Below are 23211 nucleotides of genomic sequence, written 5' to 3'. Positions count from 1 at the left end.
ATCCGACAGACCTGCAAAGTCATTCTGTCCACTTTTGAAGAACTTACCTGTCGGCTTGCCGCCCGCGTTTTTTCTCTCCGCATGAGAGGTTGAGCGAGGGCGGCAAGCCGCAGGTTTGCATTTTATCAGGCAGATATTTTTGCCCTAAGCCCAGTGATTTCAGGGTATGTCTTTGCCTCAACTTTCACGCCGACCGCCTTTTTCAGACGACCTCCATTTATCCCACCCTATTGTTCTTTAAATAATTTTACAAAAAAGCTATAATAACCAATCATCAAATAATTTTTGTTAATACATAAAGGGAAGCGACGTGAAAAAAGTGCTGCTGGTGTATTACTCGCAAACCGGACAGCTGGCGGAACTGGTGCGGAATTTCGCCGAACCTTTGCGGCAGGGCGGCATCCATGTGGATTGCGTGAACCTTGAGCCGCAAGAGCCGTATCCGTTTCCGTGGTCGTTTTGGCGGTTTTTCAACACCTTTCCCGAAACCGTCCACCTGAAACCCGCGCCGATTCTGCCGCCCGCCATCCCCGACGATGATTACGACGCCGTGGTTATCGCTTATACCGTCTGGTTCCTCTCTCCCGCCCAGCCGATTACCGCCTTCCTGCAACGGGAAGAAACCCGCCGCCTGCTCAACGGCAAACCTGTGGTAACGCTTATCGGCTGCCGCAATATGTGGTTGGGCGCGCAGGAAAAAATGAAGTCGCTTTTGGCGCACAACGGGGCGAAACTCATCGGCAACATCGTCAAAATCGACGCATGCAACAGCGCCGCCAGCTTCATCACCACCCCCGCATGGCTGCTGTCGGGCGACAAACAATACTTCCGCGCCCTGCCCTCCGCCGGCATCGCAGACGGAGAGCTGGCCGACGCGGCGCGCTTCGGCGCGAAAATGCGGGATACCCTGTTGCAAAACAAAACATTGGACGAAACCCTGTTTCAAAACATGGGCGCGGCCAAGGTGAACGAAAAACTGATTTTCAGCGAAAAAGCCGCCGGCCGCAGCTTTTTCCTGTGGGGCAGGCTGCTGATGGCCGCCGGACGTGTGTCCCCCCTGCTGCGCCGCGCCCTGCTGTGTTTTTATATCCTGTTTCTGCTGGCGATGATTCTGGTGTTGGTACCGGTGAGCGTATTGGTGAAAAAACTGCTGCATCCGCTGCTCAAAGGCCGTCTGAAAAAACTGGCGGATTATTACGGCCAGCCCTCCGGCGGATGAATCGGATTGCGGGCGGCAACCTGTAAGGAGAATGTATATGGACGATTTTGAACGCATTTACCGCGACTGGCACGAATATGCCAAAAACCGCGACACCGACGCACTGATTGCGCTGTATGCCGACGACGCCGTATTTGAAAGCCCGCTGGTGCCCGCGATTATGGATACCGACAGCGGCATCCTGTGCGGCAAGGCCGAAATCCTACGTTTCTTACAGGAAGGCACGCGCCGCCGTCCCAACGATTTGGTGCGCTGGTATCGGGACGGCCGCTATTTCGTTGCGGGCGATACGCTGGTGTGGGAATATCCGCGCCAAACGCCCGACGGCGATCAGGTGGATATTTTGGAAGTGATGCGGCTGGAAGGCGGCAAAATCAAGCACCACCGCATTTATTGGGGCTGGTTCGGCACGCAGATGCTGACAGCCTCGGCACTCGCCAAAGCGGTTAAGGCTTGACGCCGGAAGCTGCACCGACGTTGGCAGAGGCCGTCTGAAAACGACCAAAATGTTTTGCAGCAACGGCCGACGACAGTTTTGCTTTTCAGACGGCCTCAAATACAGAAAGCACTCCATGCCCGAAGTGATCCATTACCCCGAACGCCGCCGCTTCCAAATCGACATCAACGGTTTAGAAGCAGGCTATATCAGTTATACCGAACACAACGGAAGCTGGGACGTAGACCATACCGAAGTTTCGCCCAATTTCCGCAATCAGGGCATTGCCCGAATGCTGGTGGATGCGTTAACGGCATATGCCGAAGCACACGGCATCCCGCTCACCGCAAGCTGCGATTACGCAGCGCGGTTTATCGGCTGACCACTTATCATAGTGAGACAAAATAAGGTAAGGCAACGCCGTAGTATCCATATTTTGTTTCGCCATATAACAAAGAACCATGATTCCAAATAACACACTCAAAAACGTTTACCTCAACCGTACCGCCGCCTTCCTGCCAAACGCACCCATTGGCAATGACGAGATGGAAGCCGTACTCGGCATGGCGGGCGAGCTGCCCTCGCGCGTTCGGCGCATGATTTTGCGTTCCAACGGCATCCAAACGCGGCATTACGCCATAGACCCCGACAGCCGCCGCGCCACGCATACCAATGCCGAACTTGCCGCCGAAGCAGTCCGCCGGCTGTTCGCACAAGGCATCAAGCCCGAAGACATCACCAGCCTGTCCTGCGCCACGTCCTATCCCGACCAAACCATGCCCGGACACGGCGTGATGGTACACGGTCTTTTAGATATGCCCTCCTGCGAAGTGTTGAGCATGGCGGGCGTGTGCGCGGCAGGCATGGCGGCGATGAAACACGCCTACAACGCCGTACGCACCGGCGAACACGCCCACGCCGTCGCCGCTGCGTCGGAAAACGCCTCGGCGGTGATGCGCGGCGAAGTGTTCCAACACGAAACCGACCATAAAAAGCTGGAAAATGCCTCCCCCGAAATCGGTTTTGAAAAAGACTTTTTGCGCTGGATGCTGTCGGACGGCGCGGGCGCGGCATACTTGTCCGACCGCCCCAATTCAGACGGCCTAAGCCTGAAAATCCGCTGGATAGAGCTGCTCTCCTACGCCAACGAAATGCCGCCCTGTATGTATGCCGGAGCAGAATTCCGCGACGGCGTGTTCGAAGGATGGAAACACGCCGATCCCGAATACAGCCGCCGCCACAGCCTGATGGCGGTCAAGCAGGACGTAAAACTATTGAACGAAAACATCGTCCGCTACACGGTGGAAAAACCGCTCGCGCAAATCGCCGCCAAACACGGCATCCGCGCCGACGAAATCGACTGGTTCCTGCCCCACTACTCTTCCGGCTTTTTCCGCGACCGCCTTTCAGACGGCCTGAAAAACATCGGCTTTGAAATCCCGCAGGAAAAATGGTTTACCAACCTCTACACCAAAGGCAACACCGGCTCGGCATCGATTTACATCATCCTTGAAGAATTTATGCGCACTTTCCCACTGGAGCGCGGTCAAAAAGTTTTGTGCTACGTTCCCGAAAGCGGGCGTTTCTCAACTTGCTTTATGCTTTTGGAAGCGGTATAGCAAACTGAAAAAAGGTCGTCTGAAACTATGGAAATCAAAGACATCCCGCAAGATGACAGCGAAAGCTACCACGGACATCTGAAAGTCATTTACGGCACGCGCGACGGGCGTTACGAAGCCGGTACCAGCAGCGGCTGGCAGGACGAAGCCTACGCCACCGAAATGGCGGTCGCCGAACTCGACGAACAAACCCGCGCCGCCCGCGAAGCAGTGGCACGTGGCGAATATTCGCCGCTGTATTACCATATGTTCCGCTTCCGCCACGACGAAGCCGGTTTGGCAATGGCCGCGGGCGTATGGAAATGGCAGCTCCGCCGCCACCTGCGTCCCGAAATCTTCGCCAAACTGCCCGACAAAACCCTGCAAAAATACGCCGACGCGCTGCAAATCAGCATAGACGAATTGAAGCGGACGGACGCGGATTAAGGCGAACCGACCTTTGCTAACGGCGGCAGCCTGCCCTGATTTGTTTTTTCAGACGACCTTACCTGTGCTTGAAACGCAGCCGCCTAATTATAAAAATACTTCTAAACAGATATCTGATTGATACCCCCATGACCGAATTCCCACACCAGCATACCGCCCACTGCGAAAGCGGCGTAATGTCCACGCTGCTCAAATACCACGGCCACGACTTGGACGAAGCCATGATTTTCGGCATCGCCCATGCGCTGACCTTTGTCTGGCTGCCCGTCGTCAAGCTGGGCGGCATGCCGCTGGTTTCCTACCGCATCGCACCGCGCGGCATCATCAAAAACACCTGCAAGGCATTGGGGCTGAAATTGTCCGCCCGCAAATTTTCCAATGCCCGAAAGGGACAAGACGCGCTGGATGCCGCGCTTTCATCGGGCAAACTGGCGGGTTTGCAGACCTCCGTATTCTGGCTGCCGTATTTCCCGCCGCAAATGCGTTTCCATTTCAACGCACACAATCTCTTGGTGTACGGCAAAGACGGTGGCGACTACCTGATCAGCGACCCCGTGTTTGAAACGGTGCAGCGCTGCGCCGCCGAAGATTTGCAGCGGGCGCGCTTCGCCAAAGGCGTATTGGCCGCCAAAGGCATGATGTACACGCTGGAAAACGACAGGCCGTCTGAAAAAGTTAAGGCCGACTTACCCGCCATCATCCGCAAAGCCATACGCAAAAACGCCAAACAAATGCTCCCGCCCGTTTTTTTCGTCGGCGTAAAAGGCATCCGCACGTTGGCAAAAAACATCGAAGCCCTGCCTGCCAAACGAAATGCAAAATACCAAAAGCTGTTCCTTGGCCATCTGGTACGGATGCAGGAAGAAATCGGCACCGGCGGCGCAGGTTTCCGCTACATCTACGCCTATTTCCTCGAGCAGGCCGCCCGTATCTGCGACAACCCCGCGTTTCAGACGGCCTCGGAACAAATGACCGCCATCGGCGACCAGTGGCGGCAGTTTGCAGCGATGTGCGTGAAGCAGTGCAAAAAGCCGTCTGAAAACGGCTGCCGCGAAATCGCCGCATTTTTGCGCAAGATTGCGGACGATGAAGAAACGTTGTGGCGGGGATTGTTGAAATAATGGGGAATCATGCGGCATAACTCAATCCGCCGCGTACAGTTTTGAAATCAGGTCGTCTGAAAACTAAAAGAAAAGATAAAAATGCGTTACTTAGCCACTCTCTTATTATTGTGTTCCGCCCTAACCCATGCCGCGCCGCCGAACGGCTTTGCCTTGGTTCATGATGCCGACGGACACACCAACTTACGCGAAAGCCCCGATTTGAAAGCCAAAGTCTTGGCAAAAATTCCCAACGGCACACCGTTGAAATGTCTGGGTGACGGCGGTGAAGGCAGCCTGAGTTTCTGTACTGCCCAGCTGCAACAACCTGCCGCAGAAGACTACGGTTTCATCCATTACAGCCGTCTGATATTTCCCGCCTCCGACAAAAGCTTCGCCCGACTGCGCGAACAATCCGGTCATGACGATACGCTGACTTTGTCCGGTAGCGGACAAAAGGTACACATCGTTGCCCGCCGCATCCATCCAAAACTCAGCGACTTCTCGGGCATCAACAAAGACAAATACACCGCGCGGCTCTATCGAGGCAAACCTTTCTATGGTACAGAGAACGACATTCCCAAAAGCGTATTTGCGCTTGAACGTATCACGCTAAACGGTCAAGCGGTTCCCGCTGCCGAACTGCAAGGACTGTTCTCGCCCGATTTTGCCTCCACCGCACGCGGCAGCAATGTATATCAACGCTGGGAAGCCTATTACCGCCACACCGACAAGACGCTTTATCTGTTCGGCAGACAAAGTTCGGGAGCCGGTAGTTTCGATGTCTGCTTTATATTTAAGGACGGCAAATTCCAGCGCCGCTATTTATGGAATGCTGCGATTTAAATATCGCTCGAAAAGGTCGTCTGAAAACTCAAAGAAATAATAAAAATGCGTTACTTAGCTTCCCTCTTATTATTGTGTTCCGCCTTAACCCATGCCGCGCCGCCAGACGGCTTTGCCTTGGTTCATGATGCCGACGGACACACCAACTTGCGCAAAAGACCCAATTTGAATGCCAAAGTCTTGGCAAAAATTCCCAACGGCACGCCGTTGGAATGTGTAGGCGAAGCCAGCAAAGACAATCCGAATTTCTGTACCGCGAAGTTGCAACAGACAGCAATCGGCGATTACGGCTTTATCCACCGCAGCCGCCTGATATTTCCCGCCTCCGACAAAAACTTCGCTACACTGCGTGAACACTTCGGTCGCGACGACACACTGACTTTGTCCGGCAACGGTCAAACGGTACACATCGCCGCCCGCCGCATCCATCCCAAACGCAGCGACTTTTCAGGCACAGCCTCCAATAGTGACACCGCGCCTCTCTATCGGGGCAAACCGTTTTACGGCACAGACGGCTCCATTCCGAAAAGCGTCTTTGCCATAGAACAGATTACGCTGAACGGTCAAGCAGTTCCCGCTGCCGAACTGCAAGGGCTGTTCTTGCCCGATTTTGCCGCCACTGCACGCAGCAGCAATGCGTATGACAGCTGGGAAGCCTATTACCGCCGCACTGACAAGATGCTTTATCTGTTTAATTCGGTGAATAACGATGCCGGTTCTTTCGGTATGTGTTTCGTATTTAAAGACGGCAAATTCCAGCGCCGTTATGTGTGGACTGCATTACTATAAATATTCATTAAAGGGCAATTTGGAAACCATGATTCAAATCCAATCCCTCTCCCACCGTTATCCCAAAGCCGAAACCGCCGCGCTGGACAATGTGTCGTTCGATATTGCCAACGGCGAATGTTTGGGGCTGCTCGGCCACAACGGTGCGGGGAAAACGACGCTGATGTCGCTTTTGGCCGGCTTGCAGGAAGTACGGCAGGGCGAAATTTTGTTTGACGGCAAGCCGTTGCGCCTGTTGAGCCGCAGCGAGCGGCAGAAAATCGGTTTGGTGCCGCAGGATTTTGCGTTTTATCCGCAGCTTTCGGTGTGGGACAACCTGCTGTTTTTCGCCTCGCTTTACAAAGTGCGCGACAAAGGCCGTCTGAACGCGCTGTTGGAACAGACCGACCTGACCGCCCACAAAAATAAAGCGGCAAAGCATCTTTCGGGCGGGCTTAAACGTCGTCTGAATTTTGCCATCGGCCTGATTAACACGCCGCAATTGGTGTTCCTCGACGAAATCACAGTCGGCATCGACCCACAGTCGCGCCGCTTTATCCTCGACAGCGTGGCGGATTTGACGCGGCAGGGGGTAACGGTGGTTTATACCTCGCACTATCTGTCGGAAATCGAGCAGCTTTGCGGCAAAATCGCGCTGCTACAACACGGCAAACTGGTGTACCACGGCGGTTTGGACAAGCTTCTAAGCACGCAAACCGGTGTCGTGCGCTTTACCGTCGAACCGCCGCTGCCGCCTCAGACGCTGGCCGCTTTGGGTGCAAAGCAAGTGGACAGCCGCGGCATGATGGAAACGGCGCACGATGCCGCCGCCGTTTACGCCGCCCTGCAACAAAGCGGCGCGCAAATCCGCTACTTCCAGCAGGGACACGGTTCGCTGGAAACGTTTTACCTTGATTTCCTGCGCAAAGACGAACCGGCAACAGATAAGCAAAACCCACAATGACGACTTCCTCCCTCCTCAAAGAACTCAAACTGCTCTGCCGCGACCTGCACGGTTTGGCCGTGTTGTTTGTGATGCCCATCGCCTTCATGCTGATTATGTCGTTGGCGCTGAGCCGCGACCAAGACCCGCACACCGACAGCCGCATCGCGCTGGTCGGCGCGGCAGACGACAGCGTCAATACCGCGCTGGCCACTGCGCTGGAAAAAGAGCAGATTCATGTTACGCTGATGTCGTCTGAAAAACTGACCGACGCGCAAAACGGTCTGCACGACAAACGTTTCCAACTGGTGCTGCACAACCCGAACGCCGCTTCCGGCAAAATCGCCGACAACAAAGCCTTGCAAATCTATGTACCGCCCGATACCGAGCCTTCGTGGCTGGCGGCGGTCAAAGGCGTTTTGCAGCAGCACTACACCCAAACTCGGCTGGACGCCTATTTCGACAACAACGACGGCATCAAAATCGACAATAAAAAACTGCCCCGTTCCATCCGCAAAGACATCCAGAAAAAAGTCGATGAAAAAAACAACGAACAATTCGCCGCCGTGCGCAGCTTTTTAGATAAAAAAATGCTGGAAGAACACTATCTGAGCGCAGGCAGCGGCACAGTGGAAAAACCCAACGCCGTACAGCACAGCGTACCCGCATGGCTGATTTTCGGTATGTTTTTCATCATGATACCGCTGTCGAACGTCATGGCACTGGAACGCCAGACCAACACCATCACCCGCCTGCGTCTCGCCCGCGCCTCCGCGTTCGGCCTGATTGCCGCCAAACTCATCCCCTATTTCCTGATTAACCAGCTTCAGTTTGTCGGAATGCTGCTGCTCGGCCGCTACCTGCTGCCCGAAATCGGCGTGCCCGCCCTCATACTCAACGGCAGCCTTGTTCCCTACGCGCTGTTGTCCGCCGCCGTCAGCGCCGCCGCACTCGGCTACGCGCTTTTGGTCAGCGTCTGCGCCAAATCCACCGAACACGCCGTCGTCCTCGGCGGCGGCGGCATCATCCTGATGGCGGCAATCGGCGGCATTATGGTCCCCGCCCACGTCATGCCCGAAACCATGCAGCAACTCACTTGGATTTCCCCGATGGCTTGGGGCTTGAAAGCTTTTCAAGAACTGCTGCTCAATCGCAGCGGACTGGACGGAATCAGCCGCTACCTCATCCTGCTGTCCGCCTTCGCCGCCGCCACCCTGACCGCCGCCGTGCTGGTTTACCGCAGGCAGTTGCAGACGCAGGTGCGGTTTTAAAACTAGAAGCTACTAACAACCTCATCAAAGTCATCAAGCGAAACGCTTTCGGCTTTCGGAACTTTGACAATTTTAAAACTAGAATCCTCATCGCTTTGAACATCAAAAAGGAGAGGACTGATTTAGTCCTCTCCAGATTATAACTTTTCATCAACCCACTACAGTTGACAAAGAGCCCGAAAAAGAGGGATAAGTTGCAGATAAGTGAAAACCTCTAAAGTTGGAAAACTTTAGAGGTTCATGCTAAGGTTGAAAATGCTGGTGCAAGATAGCAAAGTAATCCTGCGGATTATGAAGAAATGGGAAGTGGCCGCTGTTTTTAATCGTAAAGACTTGGGCGCTAGGGTAGCGGCTGATGACAAAATGTCCACTGGCACCAAAAATATCATTGTCACCAAAGGTCACGGTGATAGGAAAAGGAGGATGTTCTAGGCGGGGCAAGAGAGGGTAGGCAGTGATTTCCTTTCTCGTTTGATTGCTTGCCTGGACTGAAACATTGCTCATGTCTAGTTTCACATCATGAAAGGCTGGATAGTCGGCATTGTAATTACGGACAACTTGGCGAAAGAGAGCCTGCGAAGCCTTGGAACTACCGAGACCGCCAAGCAGAGTGTTGAGCCCCATTTTCGTCCACTCAAGAAAAGTGCAGTGTTTTCGATTGTAGCGCATCATCTCCTTTTCCATTTCTTGCCACTGGGAGCCTGTCCCTGTTCCTGACGAGGAAAGCAAGAGACTAAGGAGGCGGTCGGGATTTTTATTGGCGTAGATTTGCGCGTACAGACCGCCCCAGGAATGTCCAAAAAGGTGAAATTTTTCTAGTCCGAATTGGTTGGCGATTGTGTTAATGTCTGCTATGTAGGCTTCTATGCTATAATCACCGCTCAGGCAGGGAGATTTTCTGGTTCCCCGCTGGTGAAAGGTGATGATTTGGAAGTTTTCTTCAAACTCTGGCGCAAACCAAAGAAAGTCGTCAGGTGCTCCCGGTCCACCGTGTAGCAAGATAATCGTTTCCTTGTCGGGATTGGGGTAGCAGATGGTGTAGAGCTGGTCGGAGCCATTTCGGATCATCGTTTCGATTTTTTGAGAATGAGTCATCGTTTTCCTTTCTTTCAATAGAGCGTCCACCACTGATTACGATATTGCCAGAAAACCATTTCCTTCTGCGAAAATTTTCCTCGACCACTTTCACATTGTACAACATCTCGGCCGGGCTATGAACCGTCTTCGCATCCAAATCATGAATCAGTTGGATAAAAAATCGCACAAATATAGGGCACTCAAACGCTACTGGAAACTCATTCAACAGGATAGCCGTAAACTCAGCCATAAACGTTTTTATCGTCCAACTTTTCGCATGCACTTGACCAGCGGAGAGATTCTAGAAAAACTTCTCTCTTGCTCTCAAGAACTCCGAGAACACTATAAACTCTACCAACTCCTGCTTTTTCATTTTCAAGAGAAAAAAACTGAGCATTTCTTTGGACTCATTGAAGATACCATTTCTTATGTAAATCCTATTTTTCAAACTGTTTTTAAGACCTTCTTGAAAAACAAGGATAAGATCCTGAACACACTGGAACTGCCCTACTCAAACGCAAAACTAGAAGCTACTAACAACCTCATCAAAGTCATCAAGCGAAACGCTTTCGGCTTTCGGAACTTTGACAATTTTAAAACTAGAATCCTCATCGCTTTGAACATCAAAAAGGAGAGGACTGATTTAGTCCTCTCCAGATTATAACTTTTCATCAACCCACTACAGTTGACAAAGAGTCTAAAAAACCTTGTCAAAACCATAAAAAAGGCTGTCCGAAATTATGTTTAAATTTCGGACAGCTTTTTTTTAGAGCTATAACAATTTCAAATTGCTTCGATAATCAAGACAACCCCATAGCAACTCTATTGTTAACCCCATCAGGTAAACATACGGCCACTATATGTATTAAAACAACTTCTGCATTTTTTGGCTAACCTTAAACCCATGTTTATCTTGATTGGAGCAAGTCACCTCCGAACCAGAAGCCGTACATTGCCAGCCATTGCCTTTCACTGTTTCTCCGTCTTTCAAGATACGGGCTTTAGGATTAAAAGGAAAATCACTGTGGCAAACCATATCTGCTTTGCCGGTTTTACCTAAGAAAAATGTTCCGCCCCATTCGAGGTCGCAATCCTTGGGACGCGGTAAAACAGGTTTGCCTTTAATTTCAGTCAGACATGATATACCCTGAGCCAAATCAGATGTTTTCGCATCGCCGCCGCAATAAATCTTACCGTTTCCGGCACGAAAATCGATGTTATACAGCCCGCTATTTATCTCATTTTCAGTTCCTTCCGAAGAAGGTGCCGCAAAAGCGGCAACAGAGAAAGTGAGCGATGCCAAAATAAATAATTTTTTCATATAAAGATTCCCATATAGTGGATAACAGAGGTTAAAAACGTTTCAAGGCTTTCAGGTGCGCTTGTGATTGTTCAATGCTGCATTTAAGGATATACCAATCAGCCGCAGATTTCAGATCAGTGTCATTTGTCGGGTCAGAGCAAAGTTGCTCTTTATACTCCCCCCAAGTTTTACGCACCTTATTAAAATAAGAAGCCGGCAAACCATGTAAGGCAGTATCTTTATTCTTTACCCGTTGGTACAGTATTTTATATTGTTCATCAACCTCTTTTTCCAGACGCCCATCCAGTATATCTAGGCAATCGTAGTCAACCTCTTCAATATTTTCCAGCATGCTCTTAGGGCAAACATCTTTATTATGGGCAGCATTTTCTTGCGCATAACAAAAAGCCGTACCCATTAAAGCCACAGAGAAAAACAATACTTTTTTCACTTTTTCAATGTTCCTTAAATTTGTAAAAAATCGGCGCATTATAACCACACCGGCAGCATGATGCATAACGTATCAATGTTTAGCCATCCATATTTTATCTGCTTTTTCTAAATAAAAACCCAATCATTTTAAGTTTCTTCATTATTCAGTTTTAGCAAGACATTTGCATTTGAGCGAGATAGGCAGATAGAGGCATGATAAAATGCTGCATGAGAAATTAAAATTATATCAGTTTGGAAAACCTTAGGCCGTCTGAAAACACAAGCCGACATCCATCCCCACCCCAAACACGAAAGCAAAAAATGTCCTACACCTTTACCTTGGCAGAACACGCGCTGGAAGCGGAATTGAAAAAGCTGATCCTGCAAGAAGCCGACAAGACCGATGATGTTGCTGCTGAAGACTTTACCGACGATGCGCCGTTGTTTGGCGACGGCAGCCCTGTCGATTTGGATTCGCTCGATGCGCTGCAAATCTGCGTCGCGCTGCAACAGTATTTCCAAGTGCGGCTGCAAGGCGACCGCATGGTGCGCAAGCATATGATGTGCGTGCGCGATTTGGCGGCGTTCGTCCGCGCGGAGCATGGGGCATGAGCTGGGTTTGCGGTACGGCGGCCACCTCCGCGCTGAATCCGCAGGCGGATTTCAGACGACCCGATGCGGTATCTTATACGTTTTTAAACCAGCCGCAGCAGGCCGCTTATTTCCGCGCTTTTGCCGACGACAGCTTGGGGAGCACCGCTTTTGCGGATATTGCCGAACAACATTTGCGACGCGCCGCTGAAGATGCCGGATGGTCGTCTGAAAGCTGGCACGACGCGCCGGTGTTCATCGGTTCGAGCTCCTACGCCATCGCCGAATACGAAAACCGCCGCCGCGCGGGCAATACGGACATTGCGGAACACAGCCTGCTCTATCTTGCCGAAGATTTGCGCAAACGCAGCGGCAACCGGCAGATTTTCAGTTTGGCGACCGCCTGCACTTCGTCCGCCCATGCGCTGATTCAGGCAGACAATTGTTTGCGCGGCGGGGCGGAACGCGCCTTCGTCCTCGGTATCGAAAACCTCAACCGCCTGACCCTGCTGCATTTTCACAGCTTGGGTTTGTTTACCGAACGCTATCGGCCCTTCGGCGGCAACGGTCTGATTTTGGGCGAAGGTGTCGCCGCACTTGCACTCTCTGCCACACCGCCCGATTGCGCAGGTCGTCTGAAACTCGTCGGCCACGCCGCCAATACCGGCAACGACCTGATTCAAAGCAACAGTAAGGCATTGGAACAGGTTATCCGCCGCGCCTTAAACATCGCCGCCGTTGCACCCGAAAACATCGCCGCCGTCAAAACCCACGGCATCGGCACCGCCGACAGCGACGCCGCCGAACTGGCTGCGCTGGAAAACGTATTCGGCACCCTGCCGCCGCTGATGGCGTTCAAAGCGCAAATCGGCCACACCCTCGGCGCAACTGCCGCCCTCGAAACCGCGTTGCTCTTGTCCGCCCTGAAACAAGGCGGCGGCACCGATTATCAAGGACGCGAAATCCGGTTTTCAGACGACCTTTTCTGTCTCGCCAACCATTTCGGTTTCGGCGGCAGCAACACAGCTATGGTATGGCAATGGCAATCATAAATCCCGACATCCGCATCATTGCCGCCGCGCGTTTCGATACCGAAGCCGCCGTCGGCAACAAAATCCTCAAACAAACCTTGCAACAGCAAAGCGGCACGGACGCCCGCCGCCTCAGCCGCCTAAGCCTGATTGCCGCACTCGGCGCAGGCTTGCTGCGCGGACAAGGCGAAATCCGCCCCGATTGCGCCGTCTTCCTCGGCACGCCGTTTTCCTCGCCGTCCGTGTTTGAAAAAATGGCGGACAACGTGCTCAACCACCATGCCGCCATGCCTTTCGACTTCATCGCCAACCTGCACAACGCCCCCGTTTTTCATGCCGCACAAACCCTAGGCACGCACGGCGCGACGTTGGCGGTTGCCACCGAACGCCATTTGGAAACCCGTTTCCATCCCCTGCTGCTCGCCGCACAATCCTTGCAAAGCGGCGGACAGGCCGCAGTCGGCTGGGCATACGAACACCAAGCCACCCACGCCGATACGCGCGAAGGCAGCATTTGGATTTTGCTCGAACACGGCGCGGAACACGGCGTTCCCGTTACCTTGGGCGGACAAACTAAAGAAGCTGAAAGGCCGTCCCGTCAGGAGGCTGCGCACTCTGAAACGCAAGGATATTATTGGCAGGATGTTGCCGATATTTTAGAAACATTGTGCCTTGCCGACGGTTTGTCATCTGACGAACCCAACCCAATCATGATGGCGCGCGCAGAAATCCTGTGAGCTTGCGCACGCGAAACGTGACCCGAAATACGCCGCTGCCTCCGCGCCGACAGGTCGTCTGAAAATCCGAAACTGTCTTCTGTTTCAAACACATTTTCAGACGACCTGTTTCTTTCCCCTGCCGATTATCCATTCGGATTGTCAATGCACCCGACTTCCCCATAAAATGCCGTAGACACTTCAAACCCATTTGAAAAATGATGACTACCTACCGCCGCGCCTACACCATCTTCACCGCCCTGCTGACCCTGTTCCTCATCTACACGGTCTCCACGCAAAATTGGCTGCAAACCGACCTGACCGCGCTGCTGCCGAGCGAACAGCAGCCGGACGCGCTTTTGACGGCGGCGGACAAGGCGGGCGAAGAGCAGTTGAACACACAGGTGATTTTGCTGGCGGGCAGCAAAGACGCGGAAACGGCGTTTCAGACGACCTCCGAGATTGCGGCTTTGTGGCGTAAAAGCGGCGTGTTCGAGCAAGTGGACAGCAGCGTGACGCCCGACTTGGACAAGGTGCGCAAGGACATCGGCAAGCTGGGGCTGGCGCTGCTGCCAAACGAACAGGTGCGTCTGCTGTTTGAGCATCCGCAAGCGTATTTTCAGGCGCGGGCGGAAGCGGCGGTCAACCCGTTTGCCGCGCCCTCGCCTTTGTCTTTGGAACAAGACTGGCTGGGCTTCGGGCGTTTTGTTGCGGGCAAGGCGAATCCGCAAAGCCGTTTGCAGTGGAACATGGACAACGGAATGCTGTTCACCGAAGGCGACGACGGGAAAACTTGGGTTTGGCTGCGCGGACGGCTGGCGGCGGGCGACAATTTTTCCGGCAACGACGCCCTTCTGCCGCTGATGGCGGAAAGCCGCAAACTGGCAAAAGCCAAAGGCGCGGACACGCTGGCGGCAGGCGGCGCGCTGTTTGCCGCCGCGTCCAAAACAGAGGCGGAGCAGGAAAGCCGGCTGATGAGTACAGTCGGGATGCTGCTGACCTTCGCGCTGCTGCTGTGGGTATTCCGCAGCGTCCGCGTGTTCTGGCTGACGCTGCCTTTGGCAGCGGGGATGCTGACCGGTCTGGCGGCGGCTTTGCTGTTCTTCGGCGAAGTGCATATCCTGACCATCGTTATCGGCACGAGTTTGGTCGGGATGTTGGTGGATTTCCCGCTGCACTGGCTCGCGCCTTCGGTATTCGGCACACGGGCGAAAAACGGCAAAACGGCTTTTTCAGACGACCCCGTCTGGCAGGCAGAACCCGCCATGAAACATGTTTTGCCGAGCTTTACCGTCAGCCTGCTGATTACGGTATTGGGCTACGCGCTCTTGTGGTTCACGCCGCTGCCCGTATTGCGGCAGACCGCCGTGTTTTCAGGGTTTGCGCTGGCGGGCGCGTTTGGCGCGACGGTGTTGTGGCTGCCGCCGCTGTTTCAGCGTTACCGCGCCAAAACCGTGCCGTTTGCCGCGCTGACCGAACGGCTCTACGCGCTGTCGGGTCGTCTGAAAATCCGTCTGCACAAACGCGGCTGGCTGATGGTCGGCGGCGTGTTGCTGGCGGTCGGGCTGTGGCGCAGCGACTGGCGCGACGACATCCGCCAGTGGGTCAACATGCCGTCTGAAATGCTGGCGGAAGTGCAACGCATCGGACAGTTGAGCGGCGCGGATTTCGGCGGCAAATACTTGGTTGCCGAAGCGCCGAGCGAAGACGCTTTATTGATGAAAACCGCCGAACTCGGCCGCGCGCTGCAACCCCTCGTCGCGCAAGGCAAGCTCGTCAGCTTCCAATCTCCCGACCAGCTCCTGATGCCCGTATCCGAACAGAAAAAACTGCAAAACCGCCTGCGCGAACTGTCCAAGCTGCCCGAAAGCCGCCAACCGCTCGTCGATATCGGCATTCCGCACAAAACCCTACGCAACGCGCTGCTGCAAGCCGCCGATGCGCCGCCGCTGACGCTTGCCGACGCGCTGAAAACCGATTTGGCGGAAGCCTGGCGGCCGCTGTATTTGGGTGAGGTCGAAAAAGGCCGTTTTGCCGCCATCGTGCGCCTGAACGGCATGACCGACGACACCGCCGTCCGCTCCGCCGCGCAAAGCGTAGCGGGCGTACATTGGGCGGACAAACGCGCCCACCTGAACGACCTTTTCCACCATACGCGCAATCAGGCGGCGTGGTTGAAACTGGCATCCTACGCGCTGGCATGGCTGGTTTTATGGCGTATGTTCGGCATGAAGCGCGGCACCAAAATCCTTGCCGTACCGCTTGCCGCCGCTGTCTGCACCGTCGCCGTACTCGGTCTGGCAGGCATCCCCGTCAGCCTGTTCGCCATGTTCGGCCTGCTTTTGGTGTCCGCCATCGGCGTCGATTACGCCGTCTATGCCCTCACCGCGCGACACAGCGCACCCGCGCGGCTGGGCGGGATGCTGCTCGCCGCCGCCACTACCGCCATCTCCTTCGCCCTGCTCGCCCTAAGCGGCACGCCCGCCGTCGCCGCCTTCGGCATTACGGTCACGGTCGGTGTAACGTTCAATATTTGGCTGGCGGGGGCTTTGTTGAAAGATTGATGTTTAAAATTTAAAAAAAAACAAAAAGGTCGTCTGAAAACGGGTATGGCGGATTTTGCGCCAACCTGTTTTCAGACGACCTTTTTTAGACGATATCAAACGCAATCAAGCCGCTGTCTTCTTGCAGAACATAAGTGGTTTAAGAAACAGCCTCAGGATGCCCTTTATCCGCTCCTGCATCAAACCAAAATGCCTGCCCCTTTTCGGGCAGGCATTTTCATGCGGTCATGGTGTGCGGCTCAATATTTGACTGTCCAGCCTATCTCGCCGCCGGCACGCATCGGGACGAGTTCGCCGTCGCCGTATGGGACGCTTGCGGGAACGGTTTGGCTTTGTTTGACGAGGGTAATCGTGTCGGTGTTTTCGGGAATGCCGTAGAACCTTGCGCCGTTTTTCGAAGCGAAGGCTTCGAGTTTGTCCAATGCGCCTGCTTTTTCAAACACTTCGGCGTAAAGCTCGATGGCGGTCATGGCGCTGAACATGCCGGCGCAGCCGCAGGCGTTTTCTTTGGCGGATTTGGCGTGCGGCGCGGAGTCGGTACCGAGGAAGAATTTGTGCGCCTTCTCGCCGGTAACGGCGGCAACCAATGCCTGACGGTGGGTCTCGCGTTTGAGTACGGGCAGGCAGAAATGATGGGGGCGCACGCCGCCGACCAAGAGGTCGTTACGGTTGAGCAGGAGGTGTTGCGGGGTCACGGAGGCGGCAACGTTGTCGCCTGCTTCCAAAACCAGGCGGGCGGCTTCGGCGGTGGTGATGTGTTCGAACACGACTTTGAGATTTGGCACTTGTGCCAAAACGGGTTTCATCACGCGCCCGATAAAGGCGGCTTCGCGGTCGAAGATGTCGATTTCGGGGTCGGTTACTTCGCCGTGAACGAGGAACAGGATGCCCTGTTTTGCCATTTCTTCCAAAACGGGAATGAGTTTGAACAGGTCGGTTACGCCCGAATCGGAATTGGTCGTTGCGCCTGCGGGGTAGAGTTTGAAGGCGACGATGCCGGCGGCTTTGGCTTCGCGCACCAGCTCGGGTGTGGCTTGGTCGGTCAGGTAGAGCGTCATCAAAGGCGTAAACGCGCTGCCTTCGGGCAAGGCCGCCATGATGCGCGCTTTGTAGGCAAGCGCGTCGGCAACGCTGACGACGGGCGGCTTGAGGTTGGGCATGATGACGGCGCGCCCCATCTGGCGGGCGGTATAGGGGGCAACGGCTTGGAGCGCATCGCCGTCGCGCAGGTGCAGGTGCATATCGTCGGGGCGGATTATGGTCAGGGTTTGCATGGGTGTTCCTTTTTAGATTTTTGGGTTTCAGACGACCCCTTGATGTTTCCTAGGGGCTGTCAACATTTAATTTTCCCAGTGAATTTTTGTTCACAAAGCGGAAGATGCCGATTTGGAGATAAAAAGACACGGAAACTATTGAATGGCGACAGTCGCTAAGCTCGTCTGAAAAGGCTATTGCACAAGGACAGGCTTGCCGTTGTAGGACTGATGCGTCAGGTAAAACACCGCCTGCACGGGCAACTGGTCGGACGGGGTGGTTTTGACGGTCAGCAGGGTTTCTTCCGGGCTGCCCGAAGCGCGCCACGCATAAGAAAGCTGACGGATCGCTATCGGCGATTCGGAGGCTTGATCGGTGCGCAATTCGTTGTTCAGACCCTTCGGCGGGTTTTCCACCAACACCATAAACTGCTTGCGTATCAAGTTTTCGTCCGCCCGCGCCGTCTTCACGCTGCAACTGTCGCCGGTCAGGCTCAAATAATAATCCGCGCCGTCCTGCGTTTTCTTCCAAACGGCAAGCGCATCCGGCTCGATGAAACCTGCGGGCAGCCTGCCGATTTCTTCCGCGTTCAATACCGCCAGCTTTTCATTATCGGCAAAAGAGCGCACTTTATCGGCAGCCCCGTCAAAAGCGACGCAGCCTTGACGGAACAATTCCGCTGCCGCGTTCGCACGATCCGCCATCTGCTCGGGCGGCACTTCCTCCCTGCCGCACGCCGCCAATAAAGCAGACAAAACAGCAAGCGTCAAAAGCCTTGAAATCGGACGTTTCGCCATTTTCAGACGACCTCTATTTGTGTTTCACGACCAGCGTGAACACGCCGTCTTCTTCGCGCGATTCGAGCAAGACATGTCCGGTCTGACGGCAAAACGCCTCAAAATCGCCGGGCGCGCCGCCGTCGGTCGCCAACACGGTCAGGACTTCGCCCGCCTCCATTTGCGCCAAGGCTTTTTTGGTTTTCAAAATCGGCAAAGGGCATCTGAGCCCCTTCAAGTCTAAGGTGTGTGCGTTCATAGTTTCCGATATTCCGTTAAAAGGATTAACATGAATTATACCGTACTTACTTGCACCCCACCCCGCCAAACCCATAAAATAAAGCCGTTTTTCACTTTGGAGCACACCATGCGCCGTCTCGCCCTCCTGACCCTCTGCCTCGCCGCCACGGCAGTCAACGCCGCCGGATTCAGCGAAAAAGATACCCCCTTCAACACACGCTACAAAGAAAGCCCCGAAGAAGCCGCAGCCCGCGAGTTCGCCGAACAAAAAACCGCGCTCCCGCCGCTGCCCGACACCCAATCCGGCGACTGGTTCGACCTCTACGTCAGCGAAGACTACGGCAAACAGCCCAAAATCCTCCTCAGCAGCCTGCAAATCATGCCCTCTCCGGACGGCAGCATCCGCTACATCCTCAACGTCCGTTCCGACAAAGGCCATGACAACCTGACCGTCGAAGGCCTCTTCTGCGCCCGTTCTTCCTTCACCTATGGCAAAGACAAACGCTCGTCTTATAAAGTGTTCGGCTACGGCGACACCGTCAACCGCCGCTGGATCGAGCCGCGCAAAGCCGAATGGAAACCCATAGGCTCGACCTTCAACAAAAACGACGAGATGCGTGCCGTCCTCTACCAAGCCTTCTGTGTCGACGGCGTACCGAACACCACCGAAGGTCTGGTCAAACGCCTCAAAGAACGCGCCGGACGCTACGCGCCGAAAATGGTGCGCCACGACAAATAAGCCGTTTGACGGTTTCAAACATCAAAAAAGGTCGTCTGAAATATTTTCAGACGACCTTTGCCGTATTTCAAACCGTTAATCAGCGCGGATGAACCATATCGGCTGGGACGACCAGTTCGTCAAACTCTTCGCCTGTCAGCAAGCCCAACTCAACGGCGGTTTCGCGCAGCGATTTATCGTTTTTATAGGCGGTTTTGGCGACTTTAGCGGCGTTTTCGTAGCCGATTTTGCGGTTCAGCGCGGTAACGAGCATCAGGGAATGGTGCAGGAAATAGTCGATTTTTTCCGGCACGGGTTCGATGCCGGCGGCGCAGTTTTCGTTGAAGCTGTTGCACGCGTCGCCCAACAGGCGGATGGATTGCAAGAGGTTGTAGGCGATGACGGGCATATAGACGTTCAGCTCGAAATTGCCCGACGCGCCCGCCATGCCGATGGTAACGTCGTTGCCGAACACTTGGCAGCACACCATGGTCATTGCTTCGCATTGGGTCGGGTTGACTTTGCCCGGCATGATGGACGAACCCGGCTCGTTTTCGGGGATTTTGATTTCGCCCAAACCGCAGCGCGGACCGCTTGCCAACCAGCGGATGTCGTTGGCGATTTTGTTCAGGCTTGCCGCCAGCGTTTTCAATGCGCCCGAAGCGGCAACGGCGGCATCGCGTCCGCCCAAGGCTTCAAATTTGTTCGGCGCGCTGACAAACGGCAGGCCGGACAGTTCGGCGAGTTTGGCGGCGGCTTTTTCGGCGTATTCTGGATGGCTGTTCAAACCCGTACCGACTGCCGTGCCACCCAAAGCGAGTTCGTACAAACCTTTGAGCGCGTCGTTCAGACGACCTAAGCCGTGGTCGAGCTGGGAAACGTAGCCGGAAAATTCTTGTCCCAAAGTCAGCGGCGTCGCGTCCTGCAAGTGGGTGCGGCCGATTTTGACGATGGGGGCAAATTCTTTGGCTTTTTTGTCCAAGGTGTCGCGCAGGGCTTTTACCGCCGGAATAAGGTGGCGGTTGATTTCAATCGCGGCGGCGACGTGGATGGCGGTCGGGAACGCGTCGTTGGTCGATTGCGCGTGGTTCACATGGTCGTTGGGATGGACGGGCTGGTACGCCGCCAAACCCGTACCGGCGATTTCGTTGGCGCGGTTCGCCAGCACTTCGTTCATGTTCATATTGGACTGTGTGCCGGAGCCGGTCTGCCACACTACCAATGGAAACTGCCCGTCGAGCTTGCCGTTCAACACGTCGTCCGCCGCCTGCGTAATCAAATCCGCCTGTTCGGGCTTAATCCTGCCGAGGGAAACATTGGTGGCGGCTGCGGCTTTTTTCACCAGCGCCAAAGCATAAATCAGCGGCTGCGGCAGGGTTTCGCCGCCGATTTTGAAATTGTTGCGGCTGCGCTGGGTCTGCGCGCCCCAATAGGCTTCGGACGGGACTTCGACATTGCCCATGGTGTCGTGTTCGGTACGGGTGCTCATGCGTTTCTCCTGAATTAAATGATAATGCAAATAATTTGCAAGCGTATTATAGCGGGCAGGAGGTCGTCTGAAAAGCGGGAGACGGAGGTTTGAAGTAAGCAGTTTCGGACGGCGTTTTGAAAGCTGAAAAGAAGATTGAGACAGACGAAGGAATTGTGTTTAACCTGTTTGGGCTATGCCAAAATGAAAAAAGGTCGTCTGAAAACCTTATTGATATTGATAGGTTTTCAGACGACCTTTGTTTACTTTAAAAAATCAAGTAATCAGTTTGCCATTTGTTTTGCCTGAACCGCTGTCAGGGCGATGGTGAAGACGATGTCTTCTACCAGTGCGCCGCGGGAGAGGTCGTTGACCGGTTTGCGCAAACCTTGCAACAGCGGGCCGACGCTCAGGACGTTGGCGCTGCGTTGTACGGCTTTGTAGGTGCAGTTGCCGGTGTTGAGGCTTGGGAAGATCAGGACGGTTGCCTGACCGGCGACGGTGCTTTCAGGGGCTTTGGTTTTGCCGATTTCAGGCACGGTAGCCGCATCGTATTGCAGCGGGCCGTCGATTTCCAAGTCCGGGCGTTTTTCTTTCGCCAGTTTGGTCGCTTCAATCACGGCATCGACATCAGGGCCGCTGCCTGAGTTGATGGTAGAGTAAGAAATCATGGCAACTTTAGGCGGGATACCGAAGGCTTTGGCGGTATCGGCGGATTGGATGGCGATATCGGCAAGCTGTTCGGGCGTCGGGTTCGGGTTGACCGCGCAGTCGCCGAAGACGAGGACTTGGTTGGGCAGCAGCATGAAGAATACGCTGGACACGAGGCTGGCGCCCGGTGCGGTTTTAATCAACTGCAAGGCGGGGCGGATGGTGTTGGCGGTCGTATGAACGGCACCGGATACCAAGCCATCCACGTCGTTTTGCGCCATCATCATGGTGCCGAGGACGACGGTGTCTTGCAGTTGTTTGCGGGCGTCTTCAGGCGTCAGGCCTTTGGATTTGCGCAATTCGCACATCGGCTCGACGTATTGTTCGACCAATGTAGCGGGATCGATGATTTCCAATGAGTCAGGCAGGCTGATGCCGCGTTCTTTGGCAACGGCTTCAACTTCTTCGCGTTTGGCAAGCAAGACACAGCGGGCAATGCCTTTTTCGTGGCAGATGGCGGCTGCGGCGACGGTACGCGGTTCTGCACCTTCAGGCAGGACGATGCGCATATCGGCTTTGCGGGCAAAATCAATCAGGTTGTAACGGAATTGGGCGGGAGAAAGGCGGGAGGCTTCGCGTTTTGCCAACGCAGATACGTCTTTGAGCGCGCTGCTTGAGCCGTAGAATGTCAGTCCGGTCAGGCGGGCGACTTCTTCGCCTACGGATGCTGCCGCGCCTTCAATAATGAAGCCTTCCAAAAGACCCGGTGCGTTGGTATAAAGCTGTTTGGCAAGGTTGATTCGGTGTGCCACTTCGGCTGCGTCAGCACTATCAGATTGCAATGCCAAGACTACGCCTGCATCCAAAGACAATGCCAGCTCGACGTTTTTGCCAGAGAGGAAGAGTTTGTCCGCATCGGGGGCGATACCTTCGATAACGAGTTTGTCGGTATTGAGTGCGACGGCTTTGCCGACCACAGCGTCAAACCAGTCGTCGCTTTTGCCTTGCGCCAACAGGGTTTCGGCGGATGCGTCGAGCGGTTGGAAAACTTGCGCGCCCAAAGCTTGGGCAAAGGCTTTGCTTGCTGCTGCCACGTCCAAACCGGCGGATACCGGAGCGACCAATAATTTAGCCATGATATGTGTCCTTTCTATTTGGATGTTGTCCGTCTTGGAGGTTGTCCGTCGCCGCCGTGATGCAGACGTAACGGCAATGGCTTAATACTAACAAACAAACCGCATTTCCAACAAGGTTAAATGTTAATGGATTGAGCGAAAATGCAATGGATTTTTAAGAAACGCTTAGAAAGCCGGTTAAAATTACCCCCCCCTTTCCTTTTAATCTTTCCTGATTACTGCGGACAATGCCGTTTGAAATGAAAAAAGCCAAGCCCTGTAACATACAGAACCCAGCTGATAGCAACCACCTGAACAGGTTTTAATGAATACTCAAGATTTAAAGGTTTCTTATCTTCAAATTCGAGTTTTCAGACGACCTCCCGTTTCAGCAACCAAATCTGCCGTAGGTCAGATTCTTGAATCCGACATCTCCATCTGCAACAACGCGTAAAGGAAGTCTGCCGTAGGTCGAATTCTTGAATCTGACATCTCCATCTGCCACAACGCGTAAAGAAAACAGAAACATCAAATATTCGTCGGATAAAAATATCCGGACTACACATTACACAGCAATGACGCCGCAACTGATTTTATTTCGCAACGCAAAGACAAAAAGGTCGTCTGAAAACTGAACTGGCCCCCAA

At 54.1% G+C, this 23211-nt stretch carries 23 protein-coding genes and 2 pseudogenes; 17 read left to right on the top strand and 8 right to left on the bottom strand.

Translation table 11 applies throughout. The annotated features are described in order from the left end of the window. The first annotated feature begins 310 nt into the window (after positions 1-310). From HMPREF3277_RS09870 to HMPREF3277_RS13950, 11 genes and pseudogenes are all read left to right on the top strand, one after another. Positions 311-1219: a flavodoxin family protein gene (locus HMPREF3277_RS09870; protein WP_070871003.1), complete on the top strand. Its 909-nt coding sequence runs from the start codon at positions 311-313 to the stop codon at positions 1217-1219. 37 nt (positions 1220-1256) lie between these two features. After that, positions 1257-1676, top strand: coding sequence for a nuclear transport factor 2 family protein (locus tag HMPREF3277_RS09865; protein WP_070871002.1), 420 nt, complete (start codon positions 1257-1259; stop codon positions 1674-1676). A 115-nt stretch (positions 1677-1791) separates the two neighbouring features. Beyond that, positions 1792-2037 carry a GNAT family N-acetyltransferase gene (locus HMPREF3277_RS09860; RefSeq protein ID WP_009174195.1) on the top strand — a complete coding sequence of 82 codons (246 nt, stop codon included), beginning with the start codon at positions 1792-1794 and terminating at the stop codon, positions 2035-2037. 79 nt (positions 2038-2116) lie between these two features. Further along, on the top strand, positions 2117-3274 hold the full coding sequence (locus HMPREF3277_RS09855) for a beta-ketoacyl-ACP synthase III (RefSeq protein WP_070871001.1): 1158 nt from the start codon (positions 2117-2119) through the stop codon (positions 3272-3274). 27 nt (positions 3275-3301) lie between these two features. Beyond that, positions 3302-3700, top strand: a complete 399-nt coding sequence (locus HMPREF3277_RS09850) for a DarG family dialkylresorcinol biosynthesis protein (protein WP_003777636.1) — start codon at positions 3302-3304, stop codon at positions 3698-3700. Between the two features lie 128 nt (positions 3701-3828). Then, positions 3829-4821 (top strand): BtrH-related acyltransferase DarH, encoded by a 993-nt coding sequence (locus HMPREF3277_RS09845; RefSeq protein WP_070871000.1) that lies wholly within the window; start codon positions 3829-3831, stop codon positions 4819-4821. An 81-nt stretch (positions 4822-4902) separates the two neighbouring features. Then, entirely contained in the window at positions 4903-5646 is a 744-nt protein-coding gene (locus HMPREF3277_RS09840; RefSeq protein WP_070870999.1) for an SH3 domain-containing protein, read from the top strand. Between the two features lie 45 nt (positions 5647-5691). Next, entirely contained in the window at positions 5692-6435 is a 744-nt protein-coding gene (locus tag HMPREF3277_RS09835) for a hypothetical protein (protein ID WP_070870998.1), read from the top strand. 28 nt (positions 6436-6463) lie between these two features. Continuing rightward, positions 6464-7378 (top strand): ABC transporter ATP-binding protein, encoded by a 915-nt coding sequence (locus HMPREF3277_RS09830; protein WP_070870997.1) that lies wholly within the window; start codon positions 6464-6466, stop codon positions 7376-7378. Next, positions 7375-8628 (top strand): ABC transporter permease, encoded by a 1254-nt coding sequence (locus tag HMPREF3277_RS09825; protein ID WP_070870996.1) that lies wholly within the window; start codon positions 7375-7377, stop codon positions 8626-8628. Before HMPREF3277_RS09830 ends, HMPREF3277_RS09825 begins: the two co-directional genes overlap by 4 nt. Further along, positions 8628-8771, top strand: a pseudogene (locus HMPREF3277_RS13950) (transposase); the annotation flags it as partial. The gene HMPREF3277_RS09825 and the pseudogene HMPREF3277_RS13950, both read left to right, overlap by 1 nt. Before the next feature lie 100 nt (positions 8772-8871). On the opposite strand, the gene HMPREF3277_RS09820 reads toward HMPREF3277_RS13950, so the two are convergent. Next, complete coding sequence (locus HMPREF3277_RS09820; RefSeq protein WP_003767211.1) at positions 8872-9723, bottom strand: alpha/beta fold hydrolase; 852 nt, start codon at positions 9721-9723, stop codon at positions 8872-8874. Between the two features lie 37 nt (positions 9724-9760). On the opposite strand from HMPREF3277_RS09820, the pseudogene HMPREF3277_RS09815 reads away from it, so the two are divergent. Next, positions 9761-10369 (top strand): annotated as a pseudogene (locus HMPREF3277_RS09815) (transposase); the annotation flags it as partial. Positions 10370-10570: 201 nt separating this feature from the next. Here the strand turns inward: HMPREF3277_RS09815 and HMPREF3277_RS09810 are convergent. After that, positions 10571-11026 (bottom strand): DUF6636 domain-containing protein, encoded by a 456-nt coding sequence (locus tag HMPREF3277_RS09810; protein ID WP_003763566.1) that lies wholly within the window; start codon positions 11024-11026, stop codon positions 10571-10573. A gap of 31 nt (positions 11027-11057) precedes the next feature. Continuing rightward, on the bottom strand, positions 11058-11459 hold the full coding sequence (locus HMPREF3277_RS09805) for a hypothetical protein (protein ID WP_003763575.1): 402 nt from the start codon (positions 11457-11459) through the stop codon (positions 11058-11060). 302 nt (positions 11460-11761) lie between these two features. Between HMPREF3277_RS09805 and HMPREF3277_RS09800 the strand changes: the two genes are divergently transcribed. The 4 genes from HMPREF3277_RS09800 to HMPREF3277_RS09785 all read left to right on the top strand — a co-directional run bounded on the left by HMPREF3277_RS09800 (position 11762) and on the right by HMPREF3277_RS09785 (position 16342). Further along, positions 11762-12052, top strand: a complete 291-nt coding sequence (locus HMPREF3277_RS09800) for a phosphopantetheine-binding protein (protein ID WP_003763573.1) — start codon at positions 11762-11764, stop codon at positions 12050-12052. Then, the gene (locus HMPREF3277_RS09795) at positions 12049-13083 is read left to right on the top strand and encodes a beta-ketoacyl synthase N-terminal-like domain-containing protein (protein ID WP_003763587.1); all 1035 of its coding nucleotides are present in this window, start codon (positions 12049-12051) and stop codon (positions 13081-13083) included. Before HMPREF3277_RS09800 ends, HMPREF3277_RS09795 begins: the two co-directional genes overlap by 4 nt. Then, on the top strand, positions 13065-13799 hold the full coding sequence (locus HMPREF3277_RS09790; RefSeq protein WP_036491220.1) for a hypothetical protein: 735 nt from the start codon (positions 13065-13067) through the stop codon (positions 13797-13799). The genes HMPREF3277_RS09795 and HMPREF3277_RS09790 overlap by 19 nt, the downstream gene beginning before the upstream one ends. A 197-nt stretch (positions 13800-13996) precedes the next feature. Next, positions 13997-16342 carry an MMPL family transporter gene (locus HMPREF3277_RS09785; protein WP_070870995.1) on the top strand — a complete coding sequence of 782 codons (2346 nt, stop codon included), beginning with the start codon at positions 13997-13999 and terminating at the stop codon, positions 16340-16342. A gap of 239 nt (positions 16343-16581) precedes the next feature. Here the strand turns inward: HMPREF3277_RS09785 and pyrC are convergent, their stop codons facing one another. From pyrC to HMPREF3277_RS09770, 3 genes are all read right to left on the bottom strand, one after another. Continuing rightward, the gene (gene pyrC / locus HMPREF3277_RS09780; protein ID WP_070870994.1) at positions 16582-17616 is read right to left on the bottom strand and encodes a dihydroorotase; all 1035 of its coding nucleotides are present in this window, start codon (positions 17614-17616) and stop codon (positions 16582-16584) included. 174 nt (positions 17617-17790) lie between these two features. Continuing rightward, positions 17791-18393, bottom strand: a complete 603-nt coding sequence (locus HMPREF3277_RS09775) for an NMCC_0638 family (lipo)protein (RefSeq protein WP_070870993.1) — start codon at positions 18391-18393, stop codon at positions 17791-17793. Between the two features lie 13 nt (positions 18394-18406). Then, positions 18407-18631, bottom strand: a complete 225-nt coding sequence (locus HMPREF3277_RS09770; RefSeq protein WP_009311572.1) for a sulfurtransferase TusA family protein — start codon at positions 18629-18631, stop codon at positions 18407-18409. Positions 18632-18739: 108 nt separating this feature from the next. Here HMPREF3277_RS09770 and HMPREF3277_RS09765 point away from each other — a divergent pair, with 108 nt between their 5' ends. After that, positions 18740-19351, top strand: coding sequence for a CNP1-like family protein (locus HMPREF3277_RS09765; RefSeq protein ID WP_070871007.1), 612 nt, complete (start codon positions 18740-18742; stop codon positions 19349-19351). Positions 19352-19430: 79 nt separating this feature from the next. Here HMPREF3277_RS09765 and fumC read toward each other — a convergent pair whose 3' ends face one another. Further along, complete coding sequence (gene fumC / locus HMPREF3277_RS09760) at positions 19431-20819, bottom strand: class II fumarate hydratase (protein WP_009311574.1); 1389 nt, start codon at positions 20817-20819, stop codon at positions 19431-19433. 263 nt (positions 20820-21082) lie between these two features. Next, a complete protein-coding gene (pta, locus tag HMPREF3277_RS09755) occupies positions 21083-22585 on the bottom strand; it encodes a phosphate acetyltransferase (protein ID WP_070870992.1) in 1503 nt (500 codons plus the stop codon). Positions 22586-23211 lie beyond the last annotated feature (626 nt).

It is taken from the genome of Neisseria sp. HMSC70E02, assembly GCF_001838645.1.
Lineage (GTDB): Bacteria > Pseudomonadota > Gammaproteobacteria > Burkholderiales > Neisseriaceae > Neisseria > Neisseria macacae.
This window is presented reverse-complemented; position numbering and strand designations above follow the sequence as displayed.